General features: G+C 53.0%; 18 protein-coding genes. 12 read left to right on the forward strand and 6 right to left on the reverse strand.

Annotated elements, in window-relative coordinates; translation table 11 throughout:
- Positions 1–9 precede the first annotated feature (9 nt).
- Positions 10–1,689 (reverse strand): potassium-transporting ATPase subunit KdpA, encoded by a 1,680-nt coding sequence (gene kdpA / locus WN16_RS10725; protein ID WP_044701010.1) that lies wholly within the window; start codon positions 1,687–1,689, stop codon positions 10–12.
- On the reverse strand, positions 1,689–1,778 hold the full coding sequence (kdpF, locus tag WN16_RS10730; protein ID WP_001670793.1) for a K(+)-transporting ATPase subunit F: 90 nt from the start codon (positions 1,776–1,778) through the stop codon (positions 1,689–1,691). The genes kdpA and kdpF overlap by 1 nt, the downstream gene beginning before the upstream one ends.
- 308 nt (positions 1,779–2,086) lie before the next feature.
- Between kdpF and WN16_RS10735 the strand changes: the two genes are divergently transcribed.
- The 4 genes from WN16_RS10735 to WN16_RS10750 all read left to right on the forward strand — a co-directional run bounded on the left by WN16_RS10735 (position 2,087) and on the right by WN16_RS10750 (position 5,850).
- On the forward strand, positions 2,087–2,293 hold the full coding sequence (locus WN16_RS10735) for a YbfA family protein (protein ID WP_003022870.1): 207 nt from the start codon (positions 2,087–2,089) through the stop codon (positions 2,291–2,293).
- 89 nt (positions 2,294–2,382) lie between these two features.
- Complete coding sequence (locus WN16_RS10740; RefSeq protein WP_047715969.1) at positions 2,383–3,336, forward strand: DUF523 and DUF1722 domain-containing protein; 954 nt, start codon at positions 2,383–2,385, stop codon at positions 3,334–3,336.
- 20 nt (positions 3,337–3,356) lie between these two features.
- The gene (gene phrB, locus WN16_RS10745) at positions 3,357–4,775 is read left to right on the forward strand and encodes a deoxyribodipyrimidine photo-lyase (protein ID WP_044701018.1); all 1,419 of its coding nucleotides are present in this window, start codon (positions 3,357–3,359) and stop codon (positions 4,773–4,775) included.
- Between the two features lie 160 nt (positions 4,776–4,935).
- A complete protein-coding gene (locus WN16_RS10750; protein ID WP_016149795.1) occupies positions 4,936–5,850 on the forward strand; it encodes an Rpn family recombination-promoting nuclease/putative transposase in 915 nt (304 codons plus the stop codon).
- Positions 5,851–5,900: 50 nt separating this feature from the next.
- On the opposite strand, the gene dtpD is transcribed toward WN16_RS10750, so the two are convergent.
- Complete coding sequence (gene dtpD / locus WN16_RS10755) at positions 5,901–7,382, reverse strand: dipeptide permease DtpD (RefSeq protein ID WP_003847348.1); 1,482 nt, start codon at positions 7,380–7,382, stop codon at positions 5,901–5,903.
- 289 nt (positions 7,383–7,671) lie between these two features.
- Between dtpD and ybgI the strand changes: the two genes are divergently transcribed.
- Genes ybgI through nei form a run of 8 tightly spaced genes read left to right on the forward strand, consistent with a single transcriptional unit; the run spans position 7,672 to position 13,965 of the window.
- The gene (gene ybgI, locus WN16_RS10760) at positions 7,672–8,415 is read left to right on the forward strand and encodes a radiation resistance protein YbgI (RefSeq protein WP_003022887.1); all 744 of its coding nucleotides are present in this window, start codon (positions 7,672–7,674) and stop codon (positions 8,413–8,415) included.
- Positions 8,416–8,430: 15 nt separating this feature from the next.
- A complete protein-coding gene (gene pxpB, locus WN16_RS10765; protein ID WP_003835457.1) occupies positions 8,431–9,087 on the forward strand; it encodes a 5-oxoprolinase subunit PxpB in 657 nt (218 codons plus the stop codon).
- Positions 9,081–10,013, forward strand: coding sequence for a 5-oxoprolinase subunit PxpC (pxpC, locus tag WN16_RS10770; RefSeq protein WP_032938517.1), 933 nt, complete (start codon positions 9,081–9,083; stop codon positions 10,011–10,013). Before pxpB ends, pxpC begins: the two co-directional genes overlap by 7 nt.
- On the forward strand, positions 10,003–10,737 hold the full coding sequence (gene pxpA / locus WN16_RS10775; RefSeq protein ID WP_044701024.1) for a 5-oxoprolinase subunit PxpA: 735 nt from the start codon (positions 10,003–10,005) through the stop codon (positions 10,735–10,737). Before pxpC ends, pxpA begins: the two co-directional genes overlap by 11 nt.
- A 53-nt stretch (positions 10,738–10,790) precedes the next feature.
- On the forward strand, positions 10,791–11,513 hold the full coding sequence (locus WN16_RS10780; protein WP_003835449.1) for a DUF969 domain-containing protein: 723 nt from the start codon (positions 10,791–10,793) through the stop codon (positions 11,511–11,513).
- Positions 11,510–12,505, forward strand: coding sequence for a DUF979 domain-containing protein (locus tag WN16_RS10785; RefSeq protein ID WP_003835448.1), 996 nt, complete (start codon positions 11,510–11,512; stop codon positions 12,503–12,505). The genes WN16_RS10780 and WN16_RS10785 overlap by 4 nt, the downstream gene beginning before the upstream one ends.
- A gap of 9 nt (positions 12,506–12,514) precedes the next feature.
- Positions 12,515–13,159 (forward strand): pyroglutamyl-peptidase I, encoded by a 645-nt coding sequence (pcp, locus tag WN16_RS10790; RefSeq protein ID WP_044701027.1) that lies wholly within the window; start codon positions 12,515–12,517, stop codon positions 13,157–13,159.
- Between the two features lie 14 nt (positions 13,160–13,173).
- Entirely contained in the window at positions 13,174–13,965 is a 792-nt protein-coding gene (gene nei / locus WN16_RS10795; RefSeq protein WP_044701028.1) for an endonuclease VIII, read from the forward strand.
- On the opposite strand, the gene WN16_RS10800 is transcribed toward nei, so the two are convergent.
- The 3 genes from WN16_RS10800 to WN16_RS10810 all read right to left on the reverse strand — a co-directional run bounded on the left by WN16_RS10800 (position 13,962) and on the right by WN16_RS10810 (position 15,893).
- Positions 13,962–15,008, reverse strand: coding sequence for an AbrB family transcriptional regulator (locus tag WN16_RS10800; protein WP_044701031.1), 1,047 nt, complete (start codon positions 15,006–15,008; stop codon positions 13,962–13,964). The two genes, nei and WN16_RS10800, sit on opposite strands and share 4 nt — an antisense overlap.
- Positions 15,009–15,130: 122 nt before the next feature.
- Positions 15,131–15,535, reverse strand: a complete 405-nt coding sequence (locus WN16_RS10805; protein WP_044701066.1) for a DUF2251 domain-containing protein — start codon at positions 15,533–15,535, stop codon at positions 15,131–15,133.
- A 76-nt stretch (positions 15,536–15,611) separates the two neighbouring features.
- The gene (locus tag WN16_RS10810) at positions 15,612–15,893 is read right to left on the reverse strand and encodes a bacteriocin immunity protein (RefSeq protein WP_032938511.1); all 282 of its coding nucleotides are present in this window, start codon (positions 15,891–15,893) and stop codon (positions 15,612–15,614) included.
- Between the last annotated feature and the right edge of the window lie 31 nt (positions 15,894–15,924).

Below are 15,924 nucleotides of genomic sequence, written 5' to 3' on the forward strand. Positions count from 1 at the left end.
CCGCATCACTCAGTGTAATGACAGGTATTCTGCGACCGGGCCAAGCGCCAGGGCAGGAACAAAGGTGAGAGCGCCAACCAGTAACACCGTACCGATCAACAACCCGACAAACAGCGCGCCGTGGGTAGGTAGCGTGCCCGGGCTGGCTGGTTGGATCTTTTTACTGACCAACGATCCGGCAATCGCCATCACGGGAATGATCACGCCGAAGCGACCAAAGAACATGCATAAGGCCAGCAGGCAGTTCCAGAACGGGCTGTTGGCGCTTAACCCGGCGAAGGCGCTACCGTTGTTGTTCGAGGCGGACGACACGGCATACAGCACTTCGCTAAACCCGTGTGGACCCGGGTTAAGCATGGCGCTGCGGCCAGCTTCGGTCATCATGGCGATCGCTGTGCCGATCAGGACCAGCGCAGGGGTGACCAGAATCGCCAACGCGGTCATTTTCATTTCGCGCACGTCTATTTTCTTACCCAGATACTCTGGTGTGCGGCCAATCATTAACCCGGCGATAAATACCGCCAGCAGCACGAACAGCAGCATGCCGTACAGACCTGAACCCACGCCGCCGAAGACCACTTCACCAATCTGCATTAACCACATCGGCACCATGCCGCCCAGTGCGGTGAAGGAGTCATGCATAGCATCGACAGCGCCGCAAGATGCCGCTGTCGTCACGACGGAAAACAGACTCGTGGCCAGCACGCCAAAGCGGCTCTCTTTGCCTTCCATGTTGATATTGCTGTCTGCACCGAATGCCATCAGGTGCGGGTTGCCCTGAACTTCGGCCCACATCACCACAGCTACGCAGACCACAAATATCAGCGACATGGCCCACAGCAGGGTCCGTCCCTGGCGACGATCGCCCACCACATCACCAAAGGCAAAACACAGCGCGGTAGGAATTAAGAAAATAGCCAGCATCTGTACCAGATTGGTCAATGCGGTAGGGTTTTCAAACGGATGTGATGAGTTAGCGTTAAAGAAACCGCCCCCGTTAGTGCCAATCATCTTAATCGCTTCCTGTGAGGCGACGGGCCCCATCGGCAGCAGTTGTTTAACCCCTTCAAGGGTGGTGATGGGCTGATAAGGCAATACGTTTTGCAGCACACCTTGCTGAATGAAGAACAGCGCAATGAGCAATGCAATGGGGAGCAAGATCCACAGCGTAATGCGAATCAGGTCGACCCAGGCGTTGCCCAAGGTGTTCATACTCTGGCGCGTGAAGGCGCGGGTCAGGGCAAAAATCACCGCAATCCCGGTTGCCGCTGACAGGAAGTTTTGTACGGTCAGCCCGACCATCTGGCTGAAGTAGCTTAAGGTGGTTTCACCAGCGTAGGATTGCCAGTTGGTATTAGTGACAAAACTCACCGCGGTGTTAAGCGCCAGATCCCACGAAAGCCCTGGCAGTTGCTGGGGATTTAACGGCAGCAGGTTTTGCGCCATCAGCATCGAAAACAGGACCAGCAGGCCCAGTACATTGAGCGCGAGGATCGCCAACAGATACTGCCGCCAGTTCATCTCCTGCTGCGAGATGCCCAGAGAGCGCCAGAGCAAACTCTCCACGCCAGTCAGGCCCGGCAGGGACGTATTATTGATCAGTCGAGCCAGCCCAAAGCCCAGCGGTCTGGCGACGACAAACAGCACCAGCAAGAAACTGGCAATGAGTAAAAATCCTTGGGCCGCCATCAGAACGCCTCCGCATTAATCAGGGCATACACCAAATAACCTAATAATAAAAAGACCAGCACAATGCCGGTTATCACGCCTGCACTCACAGTGCACCTCCAGTGGCATAAATGTGATAACCAGAGCGTAGATTTTTGCTTGCAAAGATTTCGCAAAAATCAGTGGGTGGGGTGTAAAAAAAGTATAAAAATGGCAAAGACCATTATTTAACTAATGGTTAGTATTAATTTAACTTTTATGTAACTTAATTACAGTTTTTAGCTAAACGGAGCATCAATAGATAAAAATAAGTGGTCGGATGAGTAGCAAAATTACACACAAGGCGGTATTATTTTCATCAGTTAACCAAGTTTATTTTTCCGGTGCGATTCACCGAACAGATATATGGGAGAGGATTATGGACTTTTATAAAGAATATCCAGCACACATTGTTTTCTTGCGCCGTACCTTTGCCGTTGTGGCGGGCGTGCTGGCGCTGCCGGTCATGTTGTTCTGGAAAGACCGCGCCCGTTTTTACAGCTACCTGCACCGCGTCTGGTCTAAAACCAGTGATAAACCGGTGTGGATGGAGCAGGCTGAAAAAGCCACCTGCGATTTCTACTGATAGCTAATAAATCCCCAAAAGCCGCTGATATCAGCGGCTTTTTTGTTCATGATAGCTACACTTATCTCAGGAATGAGAAAGGAGCGATCATGAGCGAGAAAATCCCTGTTGGTATAAGTGCCTGTCTGTTGGGGGAGGAGGTTCGCTATGATGGTGGGCACAAGCGGCTGGCCTTTGCTGTGGAAGAACTGTCGCCGTGGGTCGCTTTCGAACCCGTATGCCCTGAAATGGGTATCGGGTTACCGGTCCCGAGACCTGCGCTGCATCTGGTCAAAGAGGGCGAGGCTGTCTCCCTGCGTTTTAGTGATAAGCGCGAGGGTGATTTGACAGACGTAATGACGGCTTTTAGTCAGCGACAAAGCGATCGTCTGGAGCATTTGTGTGGCTATATTGTCTGTGCAAAATCGCCTAGTTGCGGTATGGAACGGGTGCGGGTCTACGACGCGGAAGGCAAAAACAACCGTAAAGCGGGACGAGGGATCTTTACGTCTGTGCTGATGTCGACGTTACCCTGGCTTCCCGTGGAAGAGGACGGGCGTTTGCACGACCCGCAGATTCGGGAAAATTTTGTTGAGCGCATTTATGCCTTGCACGAGCTCAACGGTATCCGTCAGCAAGGGTTAACGCGCGGAGCACTAATCGATTATCACAGCCGTTACAAGCTATTACTGTTGGCCCATTCCCAGCCGGACTATCGCGAACTCGGGCGTTTTGTCGCGGCGATCGGCGAATGGCAAGATTTGCAGGCTTATTTTGTCGAGTATCGCTTAAGGCTGATGAGTTTGCTGGCGCATCTTCCCTCCCGGCGCAACCATACCAACGTGCTGATGCATGTCCAGGGCTATTTCCGTACGCAATTAAATTCTCGTCAGCGGCAGGAGCTGGCCTCTCTCATTGACGGGTATCGACGTTCGACTCAACCGCTGCTTGCGCCAATAACATTACTCAAACACTATATGGCGGAATATCCGGATGCTTATCTCTCCGGGCAGCGCTATTTCAATCCCTGGCCAGAGGCTCTGCGTTTGCGCTACGGGCGTTAAGTTTTTTCTTCAGGAGTGTTATGACCACCCATTTGGTCTGGTTTCGGCGTGATTTACGCCTGCACGACAACCTCGCGCTGGCGGCGGCTTGTCGGGATCGTTCTGCGCAGGTGCTGGCGTTATATATCGCTACCCCCGAGCAGTGGAAGGCCCACGATATGGCCCCGCGCCAGGCGGCATTTACCTGCGCGCAGTTGAATGCGTTACAAACAGCGCTGGCAGAAAAAGGCATCCCTTTACTGTTTTACGAAGTGGCTGATTTTGCGGCCAGCGTGGACACCATCAAAAATGTCTGCCTGCAGCATGACGTCAGTCGATTATTTTATAACTATCAATATGAAATAAACGAACGCCAGCGTGATGCCGCCGTCGAAAAGTCCTTACCTCAGGTGGTGTGCGAAGGGTTTGACGACAGCGTGATCCTGCCCCCGGGGGCTGTGATGACCGGCAATCATGAGATGTATAAAGTGTTCACGCCGTTTAAAAATGCCTGGCTGAAGCGGATTAAAGACGGTATTCCAGAATGCGTTAGCGCGCCGAAAATGAGGGACAGCGGCGCACTCAGCACGTCGTTAAGCGCAATAACGCTGAGCTATCCGCAGCAAGATTTTGATGCGCAGAGGTTTGTGGCAGATGAAAAATTGGCCATCGCGCAATTACGTCAGTTTTGCCAGCAGGCGGCGGGAGAATACGAGCAGCAGCGTGATTTTCCTGCGATTGACGGGACCAGTCGATTATCCGCGAGCCTGGCGACAGGAGGACTATCACCGCGCCAGTGCCTGAATCGACTGCTCGCGGAGCAGCCGCAGGCGCTTGAGGGCGGCAGGGGTAGCGTCTGGCTGAACGAGCTTATCTGGCGTGAATTTTATCGTCATCTGATGACTTACCATCCGGCGCTGTGTCGGTATCAACCCTTTATCCGCTGGACCGATCGCGTGCAATGGCAGAATAATCCGACGCATTTGCAGGCCTGGAAAACGGGTAGTACGGGTTACCCTATTGTGGATGCGGCGATGCGTCAGCTCAACGCCACGGGCTGGATGCATAATCGATTACGCATGATTACCGCCAGTTTTTTGGTGAAGGACCTGCTGATTGACTGGCGTAAAGGCGAACAATATTTCATGTCGCAACTGATTGATGGTGACCTCGCGGCCAATAACGGCGGCTGGCAGTGGGCAGCCTCAACCGGAACCGACGCCGCACCGTATTTCCGTATCTTTAACCCCACGACGCAGGGCGAAAAATTCGACCGTGACGGTGAGTTTATCCGCCAGTGGGTGCCGGAACTGCGCGACGTGCCGGATAAAGCCATTCATGACCCGTGGTCGTGGGCAGAAAAAGCGCAGGTAACACTAAGTTATCCTCGCCCGATTGTGGATCATAAACAGGCTAGGCTGGCGACGCTGTCGGCATATGAGGCGGCGCGCAAGGGGTAAAGGCATGGTGGATTTTGCGTAATACCTTCCAACAGAATGAACATGTTGCAGTCGGGTGATTTTAGCGCTGAAGCGTGCGCTCAGTACCGTGAATACCCTGCTGCACAAGTTTTCTCTCAGCAGTAAATTTCCGTCATCTGAATGAAAATGACGGAAATTAATGACAACGCCAACGACCTCCACCCCGCATGATGCGGTGTTTAAAACGTTTTTACATCATCCCGAAACTGCACGAGATTTTCTCGACATTCACCTGCCAGCTGAACTGCGGATGCTTTGCGATTTGAATTCGCTGCAACTGGAGTCAGAAAGCTTTATTGAAGCGGATTTACGTTCGCGCTACTCCGACGTGCTCTGGTCTTTGCACACACGCAACGGTGACGGTTATGTCTATGTAGTGATAGAGCATCAAAGTTCAGCCGAGCCACATATGGCTTTTCGTCTGTTGCGTTATGCGCTGGCGGCGATGCAGCGCCATCTGGACGCAGGGCACAAGGAACTGCCGCTGGTGATACCGATGCTGTTTTATCATGGCTGCCGAAGCCCCTATCCGTACTCATTGTGCTGGCTGGATACCTTTGCCGACCCCGTGGCGGCAAGACAGCTTTATTCCAGCGCATTTCCGTTGGTAGACATAACGGTGGTACCCGATGATGAGATCATGGCTCACAGGCGAATGGCGCTGCTGGAATTAATGCAAAAACATATCCGTCAGCGGGATTTGATGGGGCTGATAGAACAACTGACCACGCTACTACTTACTGGATGCGCTAATGACACGCAACTGCAGGCGATGTTTAATTACATCCTACGATCCGGCGATGAATCTCGCTTTAATGAGTTTATGCAAGAGATGGCGCAACGGATCCCCCAACATAAGGAGAGGCTGATGACTATTGCGGAGCGGTTACGGTTAGATGGATTACAGGAAGGTTTACAACAAGGTAAAGAAGTTGGAAAGCGAGAAGCCGCATTACGTATAGCGCAAACTATGCTGGAGCAGGGAATAGATCGCGCAATGGTACTACTAGTGACGGGGCTTACTGAAGAGGAACTCGCTGCAAGTTATGCGTAATTACCCGAAAAAACAGGCCCGAATAGTATTACATCATCGGGCCCTTACACTCAGGATTCTACCGCCAGCGGACGGTTTCTGAACTTAAGCGACTGGTACAGCCAAATCAGCAGCACCAACACCACGCAGGCCAGCGCGCCCCAGGTAATTTCGCTAAAGACATCAATATACGCATTGATGGAGTAGTTGATAGCGCCAGCAGCATCAAACGAGCCTTGCGACGTCTGATCGGCGATAACGCCTGCCAGGTAGTTGGCGATGGCGCCGGACAGCAGCATATAAATGCCTGTTAATACGCCAGTCACCCCAGGGATCTCAATACGCGTAATTTGCGACATCGCCACCGGGTCGATAAACAGTTCGGCAAAGCCCATGACCGCCAGCCCCAATACCATCAGCGGCATGGAAGAGTGGCCGTAAGCTGCGGACCAGCGGGCGCTTAAGGTCAGAATGCAGAACCCTGCGCTCATTAAACCGAGGCCAAGGGCGAATTTACCCCAAATACGTACGGTACGATTGCCGCCAACGCTTTCTTTGATTACCCAGGCCAGCACGATACCGCACAGCATAACGGCAAAGGCGTTAACCGACTGGAACATCGCGGTCGGGACGGAATACCCCAAAATATCGCGATTTACGAAGCGGTCAATATACAGGCTAATCGAGCTGCCGCCCTGTTGAGCAAAGGCCCAGAACAGCAAGCTGAAGAAGGTCAGCGTGACGATAAGCCCCAATTCTTTGCGCTGCTTTTGGGTTTGCGCCTGACGGTAAATCTTCGCCAGAACCGCCAGACCAATAACCGTGGCAACGATCAGTGCGTAAACGGACCACTCTTTCCAGAACAGGACGGTAATCAGTAACGGTGCTGCAACCAGCAGAACTAACAGCCAGGCCCAGTTTGGCAGCATATACTTTTTCGCACATAGCACGGCCTTGTTGACGCCAGTGGTATGAGCGAAATGGCGATTACCGCATAAGAAAATCACCAACCCTGCCAGCATGCCAATCGCAGCCAGCGCAAAGCCCATCGCCCAGCTGTACTCTTCCTGCACGTATCCGCAGGCAATTGGTGCGATGATCGAACCGATGTTACCGGCTGCGTAGAGCAGAGAGAATCCACCGTCGCGACGCGGATCTTCAGGCTGATATAACTCGCCCAGCAGGCAACTAATGTTGGATTTAAACAGACCGTAGCCGCAGACAATGATCGCCAGCGACAAATAAAGGAACGCCGGAGCCATTTCGCTTGCGCCCAATACCAGATGTCCCACCGCCATTAAAAATGCGCCGATCATCACCGCCATTCGATTACCGAGCACTTTATCTGCCAGGTATCCCCCGAGAATGGGGGTGACGTAGACCAGCGAACAGTAGGCGCTGAACAGTTCATATGCGTGATTATCGTCGTACTTGAGCTGGTTAGTGAGATACAGGATCAGCAGCGCACGCATGCCGTAAAAACTGAAATATTCCCAGATTTGTAGCGCGACGACGTAATAAATCGCCCGTGGTTGAGATGCTTGTTTATTCATTATTTTCTCGAAGTAAATGCCTCGCGACAGGCTGAGCGTACTGCGCGAGTGTGTTTCCTTAAAGTTGTAACTTTGATACAGATCTGATTATTTTTGCAATATGCTGTCTGATTGCATAAATATACATGAATTGGATCGCGTAGTGGTAAGCAAATCATGTTCAAAGCGGGTGTGATTGTTTCTTGATGTGTCAGTGAAATGGCTATCGACGAACGCAGGCGAGGACGCTATTTTAACCTAAGCTGTGTTGCTGATTAGGCAGGCAGAATTAATGACTACGAGGACGATGATGAAAAACACCGAACTGGAACAACTGATCAACGACAAACTGAACAGCGCCGCCATTAGCGACTATGCGCCGAATGGTTTGCAGGTTGAGGGCAAAGAGACGGTGCATAAAATCGTGACCGGCGTGACCGCAAGTCAGGCGCTGCTGGATGAGGCGGTGCGCCTGCAGGCAGATGCGGTTATCGTTCATCACGGTTATTTCTGGAAAGGCGAATCTCCGGTAATTCGCGGCATGAAGCGCCATCGTCTGAAAACGCTGTTGGAAAACGATATCAACCTGTATGGCTGGCACCTGCCGCTGGATGCTCACCCGGAACTGGGGAATAACGCGCAGTTGGCCGCGCTGTTGGGGATTACCGTGATGGGTGAGATCGAACCGCTGGTGCCATGGGGAGAACTCTCCATGCCGGTTCCGGGACTGGAGTTGGCATCATGGATTGAAGCGCGTTTAGGCCGTAAACCGTTATGGTGTGGTGATACCGGTCCGGAAAAAGTTCAGCGCGTCGCCTGGTGTACCGGGGGCGGTCAAAGTTTTATTGATAGCGCAGCCCGGTTTGGCGTCGACGCTTTTATCACTGGTGAAGTTTCAGAGCAAACCATTCACTCAGCCCGCGAGCAGGGGCTGCATTTTTATGCTGCCGGTCACCATGCGACCGAACGCGGCGGCATTCGCGCATTAAGCGATTGGCTTAATGAAAATACCGATCTGGACGTGACTTTTATCGATATTCCTAATCCAGCGTAATAAAGAGGGACGAAAGTGCAGCGAGCGCGTTGTTATCTGTTAGGTGAAACGGCAGTGGTTCTTGAACTGGAACCGCCCATTACGCTGGCGACTCAGAAACGCATCTGGCGTCTGGCCCAGCGTCTGGTTGATGCCCCGAATGTACTGGAAGCTATTCCAGGCATGAACAATATCACGGTGACCTTGCGCGACCCGCAAACGCTGGCGCTGGATGCGATTGAGCGCCTGCAACGCTGGTGGGAAGAGAGTGAAGCACTGGAGCCGGATTCGCGCTTTATTGAAATTCCCGTCACCTATGGCGGTGAGGCCGGCCCCGATCTGGCAGAGGTCGCCCGGCACAGCGGATTAAGTGACAAGCAAGTTGTGGAACTTCATGCGTCGGTTGATTACGTGGTGTGGTTTATCGGTTTTCAGCCGGGATTCCCCTATCTCGGGAGCTTACCTGAACAACTGCATACTCCCAGACGTGCGGAACCGCGTTTGCTTGTTCCGGCAGGTTCTGTCGGTATCGGTGGATCTCAAACGGGGATCTACCCGCTTTCCACGCCTGGCGGGTGGCAATTGATTGGGCGTACCTCCGTTTCGTTATTTGATCCAAAACGGGAGGAGCCGATTCTGTTACGTGCTGGCGATACGGTGCGTTTTGTCCCGCAGAAGGAGGGGATATGTTAAACATCATCCGCGCTGGCATGTACACCTCAGTACAGGACGGGGGACGTCATAGTTTTCGTCAATCCGGAATCAGTCACTGTGGGGCGCTGGATAAACCGGCGCTGAACGTGGCTAACCTGCTGGTGGGTAATGATGCGAATGCCGCAGCGCTGGAAATCACGCTGGGGCAACTGGTGGTGGAGTTTGAAGCCGATGGCTGGTTTGCCCTGACCGGTGCCGGATGCGAAGCGCATCTGGATCGTACGCCCGTGTGGAGCGGATGGCGGTTACCGGTAAAAGCCGGGCAGCGCCTGACGCTAAAACGTCCGCTTCATGGCATGCGCAGTTATCTGGCGGTAGCGGGCGGTATTGATGTTCCTGAAGTGATGGGCTCGCGTAGTACCGATCTGAAAGTGGGCATTGGTGGGTTTGAAGGGCGTCTACTGCGTGATGGCGATCGACTGGCGATTGGCGTATCTACCCGGAAATTCAGCGAGCCGCAAGGTGTTAAGCAACTGATGTGGGGTAATCTCATTCGTGCGCTGCCCGGACCTGAATATCAGGAGTTTGATGAGGTATCGCAGGCTTCGTTCTGGCGCTCACCGTGGCAACTTAGCCCGCAAAGTAACCGTATGGGGTATCGTCTTCAGGGGCAGCCGCTGACGCGCACGACCGATCGCGAGCTGCTGTCGCATGGCTTGCTCCCCGGTGTGGTGCAGGTTCCACATAATGGCCAACCCATTGTGCTGATGAACGATGCGCAGACGACGGGCGGCTATCCGCGCATCGCCTGTATCATCGAGGCAGATATGTATCATCTGGCGCAGATCCCGCTCGGTCAACCGATTCATTTTGTGCAGTGTTCGCTGGAGGAAGCGCTGAAGGCGCGGTACGACCAGCAGCGTTACCTGGAACAGTTAGCATGGCGGCTTAACAATGAAAATTGATCTCAATGCAGACCTCGGTGAGGGATGTGTGAACGATGCAGCGTTGCTGCAATTGGTGTCATCGGCCAACATCGCCTGTGGGTTTCACGCAGGCGATGCGCAAACCATGCTCTCAAGCGTGCGCGAAGCGCTAAAAAATGGCGTAGCGATAGGTGCGCATCCCAGCTTTCCGGATCGGGAAAATTTTGGCCGTAGCGCCATGACCCTGCCTGCGCAAACGGTGTATGCGCAGACGCTGTATCAAATTGGCGCGCTGGCTGCCATCACGCGGGCGGAGGGCGGTGTGATGCATCATGTCAAACCGCATGGCATGCTCTATAACCAGGCAGCGAAAGATCCTCAACTGGCTGATGCGATTGCGAAAGCGGTTCATGCCTGCGATCCGTCGCTGATTTTAGTGGGACTGGCGGGAAGCGAACTGATTCGTGCTGGAGAACACTATGGCCTGGTAACGCGTCAGGAGGTGTTTGCCGATCGGGGTTATCAGGCCGATGGCAGCCTGGTGCCGCGTAGTCAGCCGGGCGCACTGATTGAGGATGAAGAGCAGGCGTTGGCGCAAACGTTAGAAATGGTGCAATCCGGCAGAGTAAAAAGCCAAAGTGGGACATGGGCGAGCGTGACTGCCCAGACGGTATGCATTCATGGGGATGGCGAGCACGCACTCGCTTTTGCCCGCCGCTTGCGTAGCGCCTTTGAAGCATGCAATATTCAAATTAGCGCATAAATTTATTCATACAAAACAATAATATATTACACAACAACATAAGGGATTTAATTATGGGAGAGGCTATTTCTCTCTGGCCATTGACGGGGATCGCCGTCATCGTGGTCGGATTTCTTTTACGTTTTAACCCGGTATTGGTGGTTATTATTGCCGGGATCGTCACGGGACTGGCGGCGCATATGCCTATCGCCACTATTCTCGAGAAACTGGGTGAAGGTTTTCTCAACACCCGTAACCTGCCATTTATCTTATTGATCCCACTGGCGGTAATCGGTCTGCTGGAGCGTCATGGTCTGAAAGAGCGTGCGCAGGCGTGGATTGCAAAAATCCGCAGCGCTACCAGCGGCCGCCTGCTGATTGTCTATCTGTTCATTCGCGAAGCGACCGCTGCATTAGGACTCACCAGTCTGGGGGGGCATCCGCAAATGGTGCGTCCGCTGCTGGCGCCGATGGCGGAAGGGGCCGCTGAGAAAAATCACGGCGAGATACCTGGGGCGGTACGCTATCGACTGCGCGCAATGTCAGCGGCGACCGATAACGTCGGGCTGTTTTTCGGTGAAGATATCTTTGTTGCTTTCGGCGCCATCATCTTCATGCATAACTTTATGCTGGAGTCTGGTGGGATCCAGACCGAACCGCTGCATATCGCCCTATGGGGGATCCCAACAGCAATTTGTGCTTTCCTGATCCACGGCACACGTTTGTGGCGTCTGGATAGCTATTTGCAACGTGAGGTGGCGAAAGCGAATGCCGCAGCGAAAGGGGAAGCGCAATGAATTTTCAACAAAGCTATCTCTACTGGCTGGCGGGCGCGGTATTACTGATTGTGGCTGTCATGTCCTGGCAGGATAAAGCGAACCCGCGTCGTTTCACCACTGGCCTGTTTTGGGGCATATACGGCGTACTGTTTCTGCTTGGCGACTGGACATTCTCGCTGTTTGGCGACAAGCGCGCGGTGCATATTGCCGTCGGTATTGCGGTGGTCGTCCTGGCGCTGATCGCCGGTTTTGGCGGCGTGAAGCTGGGAAGTTACCATCAACGGACGCAGCAACAACGCGAAGAAAGTGCCAGTCGCCTGGGCAACCGCCTTTTTTTCCCGGCGCTGGCGATCCCGGTGGTAACGGTTATTGGCGTGCTGATGTTCAACCATATTCCGGGCTTACAGGATGCGCTGTTTGGGCCGGGTAATCACGCCACGCTGGTGACGCTTTTTTCCATGACCGCAGGTTCGTTGATTGGCCTGTCGATGGCAATAAAAATGACCCATGAGCGGGTGCATCAACCGATCCAGGAGGCGCGCCGTCTGCTGGACTCCATCGGCTGGGCGTTCATCCTGCCACAGATTCTGGCTACGCTCGGGCTGTTGTTTACGGCAGCGGGCGTAGGCAGCGGCATTTCATATCTGACGCAGGAATATCTGGCGGTAGACAGTCGCTTTATCGCAGTGGCGGTGTACACCATCGGCATGGCATTGCTGACTATGGTCATGGGCAATGCGTTTGCTGCTTTCCCGATCGTGACCGCTGGGATTGGTATTCCAATTCTTGTACTGCAACACGGTGGTAATCCGGCGGTAATGGCGGCGATTGGTATGTTCTCCGGTTATTGCGGGACACTGATGACGCCGATGGCGGCGAACTTTAACATTGTCCCTGCTGCGCTGCTGGAACTACCGGACAAAAACGCGGTGATTAAAGCGCAGGTGCCAACCGGCATACTGCTGCTGCTGGTCAACGTGTTCCTGATGTATTTCCTGATGTTCTTGTAAGGTGACAGGATGAAAACAGTACTCATCACGGGATTTGAACCCTTTGGCGGCGAGTCAGTTAACCCTTCCTGGGAAGTGGTCTCGGGACTCGATAATGCTATCATCGGTGGATGCCGCGTCGTTGCCCGCCAACTGCCGTGCGTCTTTGGCGAGTCTCTTACCGTACTCAATGGCGCAATTGACGCGCTGTCGCCATCGCTGGTCCTGGCGGTGGGGCAGGCAGGTGGCCGCACGGATATCACCGTGGAACGCGTGGCGATTAACGTTGACGATGCGCGTATTGCGGATAATCAGGGGCAACAGCCGGTAGATGTGCCGATTGTAGCCGATGGTCCAGCTGCGTGGTTTAGCTCGCTGCCGATCAAAGCGATGGTTGTGGCTATGCGCAACGCGGGAATTCCGGCTTCGGTTTCCCAGACCGCTGGCACTTTCGTGTGTAACCACGTGATGTATGGCCTGCTGCATAAACTACGCGACGCATCGGCGGTGAAGGGCGGCTTTATTCATATCCCATATTTGCCGCAACAGGCTGCACAGCATCCCGGAGCGCCAAGTATGGCGACAGAAACGGTGCGCCGTGCGCTGGAGATTGCAATTGCCACCGCCTTGCAGGTGGAAAGCGATATCGCAGTGACGGGCGGCGCAACACATTAACAAAGGACAGTATTATGCCTGAAGGCCCGGAGATCCGCCGAGCGGCGGATAACCTGGAGGCGGCAGTCAAAGGCAAACCCCTGACGGATGTCTGGTTTGCCTTTGAGCAGTTAAAACCGTTTCAATCTCAACTGATTGGGCAACGTGTAACCCAGCTTGAAACGCGAGGGAAAGCGCTGCTGACCCATTTTTCTAATGGCCTGACGCTGTACAGTCACAATCAGCTCTATGGCGTGTGGCGAGTGGTGGATACCGGCGAAATTCCGCAAACTTCGCGGGTACTGCGCGTCAGTCTGCAAACACATGACAAGACAATTCTGCTCTATAGCGCGTCTGATATCGAAATGCTGACGCCAGAACAGCTCGCCACCCACCCGTTCCTGCAACGGGTAGGGCCGGATGTACTGGATTTACGTTTAACGCCCGATGACGTTAAAGCGCGTCTGTTATCTCCGCGTTTTTGCAATCGCCAGTTTTCTGGTCTGCTACTGGACCAGGCTTTTCTGGCGGGATTAGGTAACTACTTGCGGGTAGAGATCCTTTGGCAGGTTGGGTTGACCGGGCAGCATAAAGCGTCGCAGCTTAGTGATGAGCAACTGGATCAACTGGCACATGCGCTGCTTGATATTCCGCGCCTGTCTTATAATACCCGCGGGCTGGTCGATGAGAATAAACATCACGGTGCGTTGTTTCGCTTCAAGGTCTTTCATCGGGACGGCGAAGCCTGTGAGCGTTGTGGTGGGACTATCGAGAAAACGATGCTCTCTTCGCGACCTTTTTACTGGTGTCCGGGATGTCAGCACTAAGCGGGCTGTTTTGGCGCGTGCACCGAAATAAACCGCGCGACTGCGGGGCCAGTTAACAAAATGCTGAACAGTCGCAGGGTTTGCATCGCCATGATGAGCGCCATATCAGCGTGGCTTCCTGCGGCAATCACCGCGACAGAATCCACGCCACCTGGACTGGTCGCCAGATAGGCAGTGAGAAAATCAATCTGCATGTAATGCGCCAGTCCCCAGGCCATACCGGCGCAGATCGCCATTAGTGAAAAAATGGACAACAGGATCTGCGGCAGTGGTCGTAATGCCATTAGAAAGATCTGTTTGTCAAAGCCAAGGCCGATTTGCCAGCCGATGGCCATATAGGCTATCGCCAGTAGCCATTCCGGCAGTTCAATCACCATCACTCCGCTTGCATTCAGCAAGGCACCCACCAGCATCGGCAATAGCATGACGCCAGAGGGAATACGCAGTAAGCGTCCAGTCGTGCCGGCAACGGCGGCCAGCATCAGAGTGCTGAAAAGATTGCCGCTTAGCGGCGGAAACCAGATGATTTGTTCAGTGACCGCCTGCGCCTGGTCGCCCATCACCAGCCGGGTGACCAGCGCTGCCGCGCCGACTACTAACAGTACGCGCAGATACTGCATAAACGCCACCAGTCGGATGTCGGCACCATAATCCTGGGCCATTGCAACCATTGCCGCTGCGCCGCCTGGTGACGAGCCCCATGCGCCGGTGTTACCCGGTAGCGTACTGTAGCGAACCAGCAGCCAGCCGATTATCGCGCTGCTGATAAGGGTTGCCAGCAGGATAACAATCACCATCGGCCAGTGGGCTGCAAGGGTTGTGAAGATTGAACCGGTCAGATTTTGGGCAATCATGCAGCCGAGAATCGCCTGCGCGCCAAGAAATGTGCAGCGAGGAGGATGCAGAGAGACGCCGCGCAGACTAAAGATGATGCCGACGATCATCGAACCGAGCAGCAAGGGTCCTGGAAGATGGATAAACAGAAAGAGCAGGGAAAGCAGGAGCGATAGCACAAACAACAGGCTCCACTGCAAAACAGGCATCCCATGCTCCTGAGTTATATGCTGCGTTTAACGTGTTGATACAGCATAGAGAAAAAGTCCGCTGAAAAAAATATCAAGTATCAATAAAAACGGACTAACCGGTGATCGGGTATTGATGCCTGTTATCTGAAAAAATCATCGACAGCATCATTCCATGCATGCCCAAAGACAGACCATTCCTGACTGATTGTAGGTGGAAAACCGCTCCGGCAGTATCCATTTTTAGATTCAAAATTAAAGACGCCGTGTGGGTAACCATTTATCAGCAACACACATTTCTTACTGTCTTCTGACCAACCGATCTTCACATCTGATGGGATATGCCCATCTGAAACATCTTCTGCATTGTAAATATGCAGTGCATCTTTGATAGGATTTCCGTCAGCAGATTCATCAAGTGCATAGAAGTACCCGGTTTGACCATCATCTTCAAATACAGCCGTGTAAGAACCTTCTGGGGCCAAACTTTCTATTACCTGTGCTTCACCGACAATGAGTTGAGCTTGAACCGTAACCGTGATCGTCATTTTAAATTCCCACATGTATAAATATTCGTTGTTATATAATTTACACTGATAATTCGAGTGTTTGATTTGAAAATTTTTAGGTTGATTGTTTAAATGATGAGCGTCCCTGGGACTTACGCCATCTTTTGATTTCATCAATGACGCCTTGTGGGCTGTCTTCCCTGTCATCCGTGGGATAAAAAATCAATCCATTACTTTCCGGATGGTCCACGATTTTATCGAAATGATCGACTAATGAGTCGATGTAAGATTCACGATCCATTTCTCCCTGGTAGCGCGGGTTTGCAGAGAATTCATTTAGGAAGTCTAAGAATTCGGATTCAGTGTAGTCTTCGAGTTTTTGCTTAAGATGATTCATATATTCACCTTTATAATAAGATGCTTTGCAG

It is taken from the genome of Citrobacter sp. ABFQG (genome assembly GCF_004322975.1).
GTDB lineage: Bacteria > Pseudomonadota > Gammaproteobacteria > Enterobacterales > Enterobacteriaceae > Citrobacter > Citrobacter freundii.

Bases quoted from the DNA above. Each gene is read 5' to 3' on its own strand.
- kdpA (WP_044701010.1), bottom strand. From the start codon at position 1,689: ATGGCGGCCCAAGGATTTTTACTCATTGCCAGTTTCTTGCTGGTGCTG.
- WN16_RS10735 (WP_003022870.1), top strand. From the start codon at position 2,087: ATGGACTTTTATAAAGAATATCCAGCACACATTGTTTTCTTGCGCCGT.
- WN16_RS10740 (WP_047715969.1), top strand. From the start codon at position 2,383: ATGAGCGAGAAAATCCCTGTTGGTATAAGTGCCTGTCTGTTGGGGGAG.
- phrB (WP_044701018.1), top strand. From the start codon at position 3,357: ATGACCACCCATTTGGTCTGGTTTCGGCGTGATTTACGCCTGCACGAC.
- WN16_RS10750 (WP_016149795.1), top strand. From the start codon at position 4,936: ATGACAACGCCAACGACCTCCACCCCGCATGATGCGGTGTTTAAAACG.
- dtpD (WP_003847348.1), bottom strand. From the start codon at position 7,382: ATGAATAAACAAGCATCTCAACCACGGGCGATTTATTACGTCGTCGCG.
- ybgI (WP_003022887.1), top strand. From the start codon at position 7,672: ATGAAAAACACCGAACTGGAACAACTGATCAACGACAAACTGAACAGC.
- pxpC (WP_032938517.1), top strand. From the start codon at position 9,081: ATGTTAAACATCATCCGCGCTGGCATGTACACCTCAGTACAGGACGGG.
- pxpA (WP_044701024.1), top strand. From the start codon at position 10,003: ATGAAAATTGATCTCAATGCAGACCTCGGTGAGGGATGTGTGAACGAT.
- WN16_RS10780 (WP_003835449.1), top strand. From the start codon at position 10,791: ATGGGAGAGGCTATTTCTCTCTGGCCATTGACGGGGATCGCCGTCATC.
- WN16_RS10785 (WP_003835448.1), top strand. From the start codon at position 11,510: ATGAATTTTCAACAAAGCTATCTCTACTGGCTGGCGGGCGCGGTATTA.
- pcp (WP_044701027.1), top strand. From the start codon at position 12,515: ATGAAAACAGTACTCATCACGGGATTTGAACCCTTTGGCGGCGAGTCA.
- nei (WP_044701028.1), top strand. From the start codon at position 13,174: ATGCCTGAAGGCCCGGAGATCCGCCGAGCGGCGGATAACCTGGAGGCG.
- WN16_RS10800 (WP_044701031.1), bottom strand. From the start codon at position 15,008: ATGCCTGTTTTGCAGTGGAGCCTGTTGTTTGTGCTATCGCTCCTGCTT.
- WN16_RS10805 (WP_044701066.1), bottom strand. From the start codon at position 15,535: ATGACGATCACGGTTACGGTTCAAGCTCAACTCATTGTCGGTGAAGCA.
- WN16_RS10810 (WP_032938511.1), bottom strand. From the start codon at position 15,893: ATGAATCATCTTAAGCAAAAACTCGAAGACTACACTGAATCCGAATTC.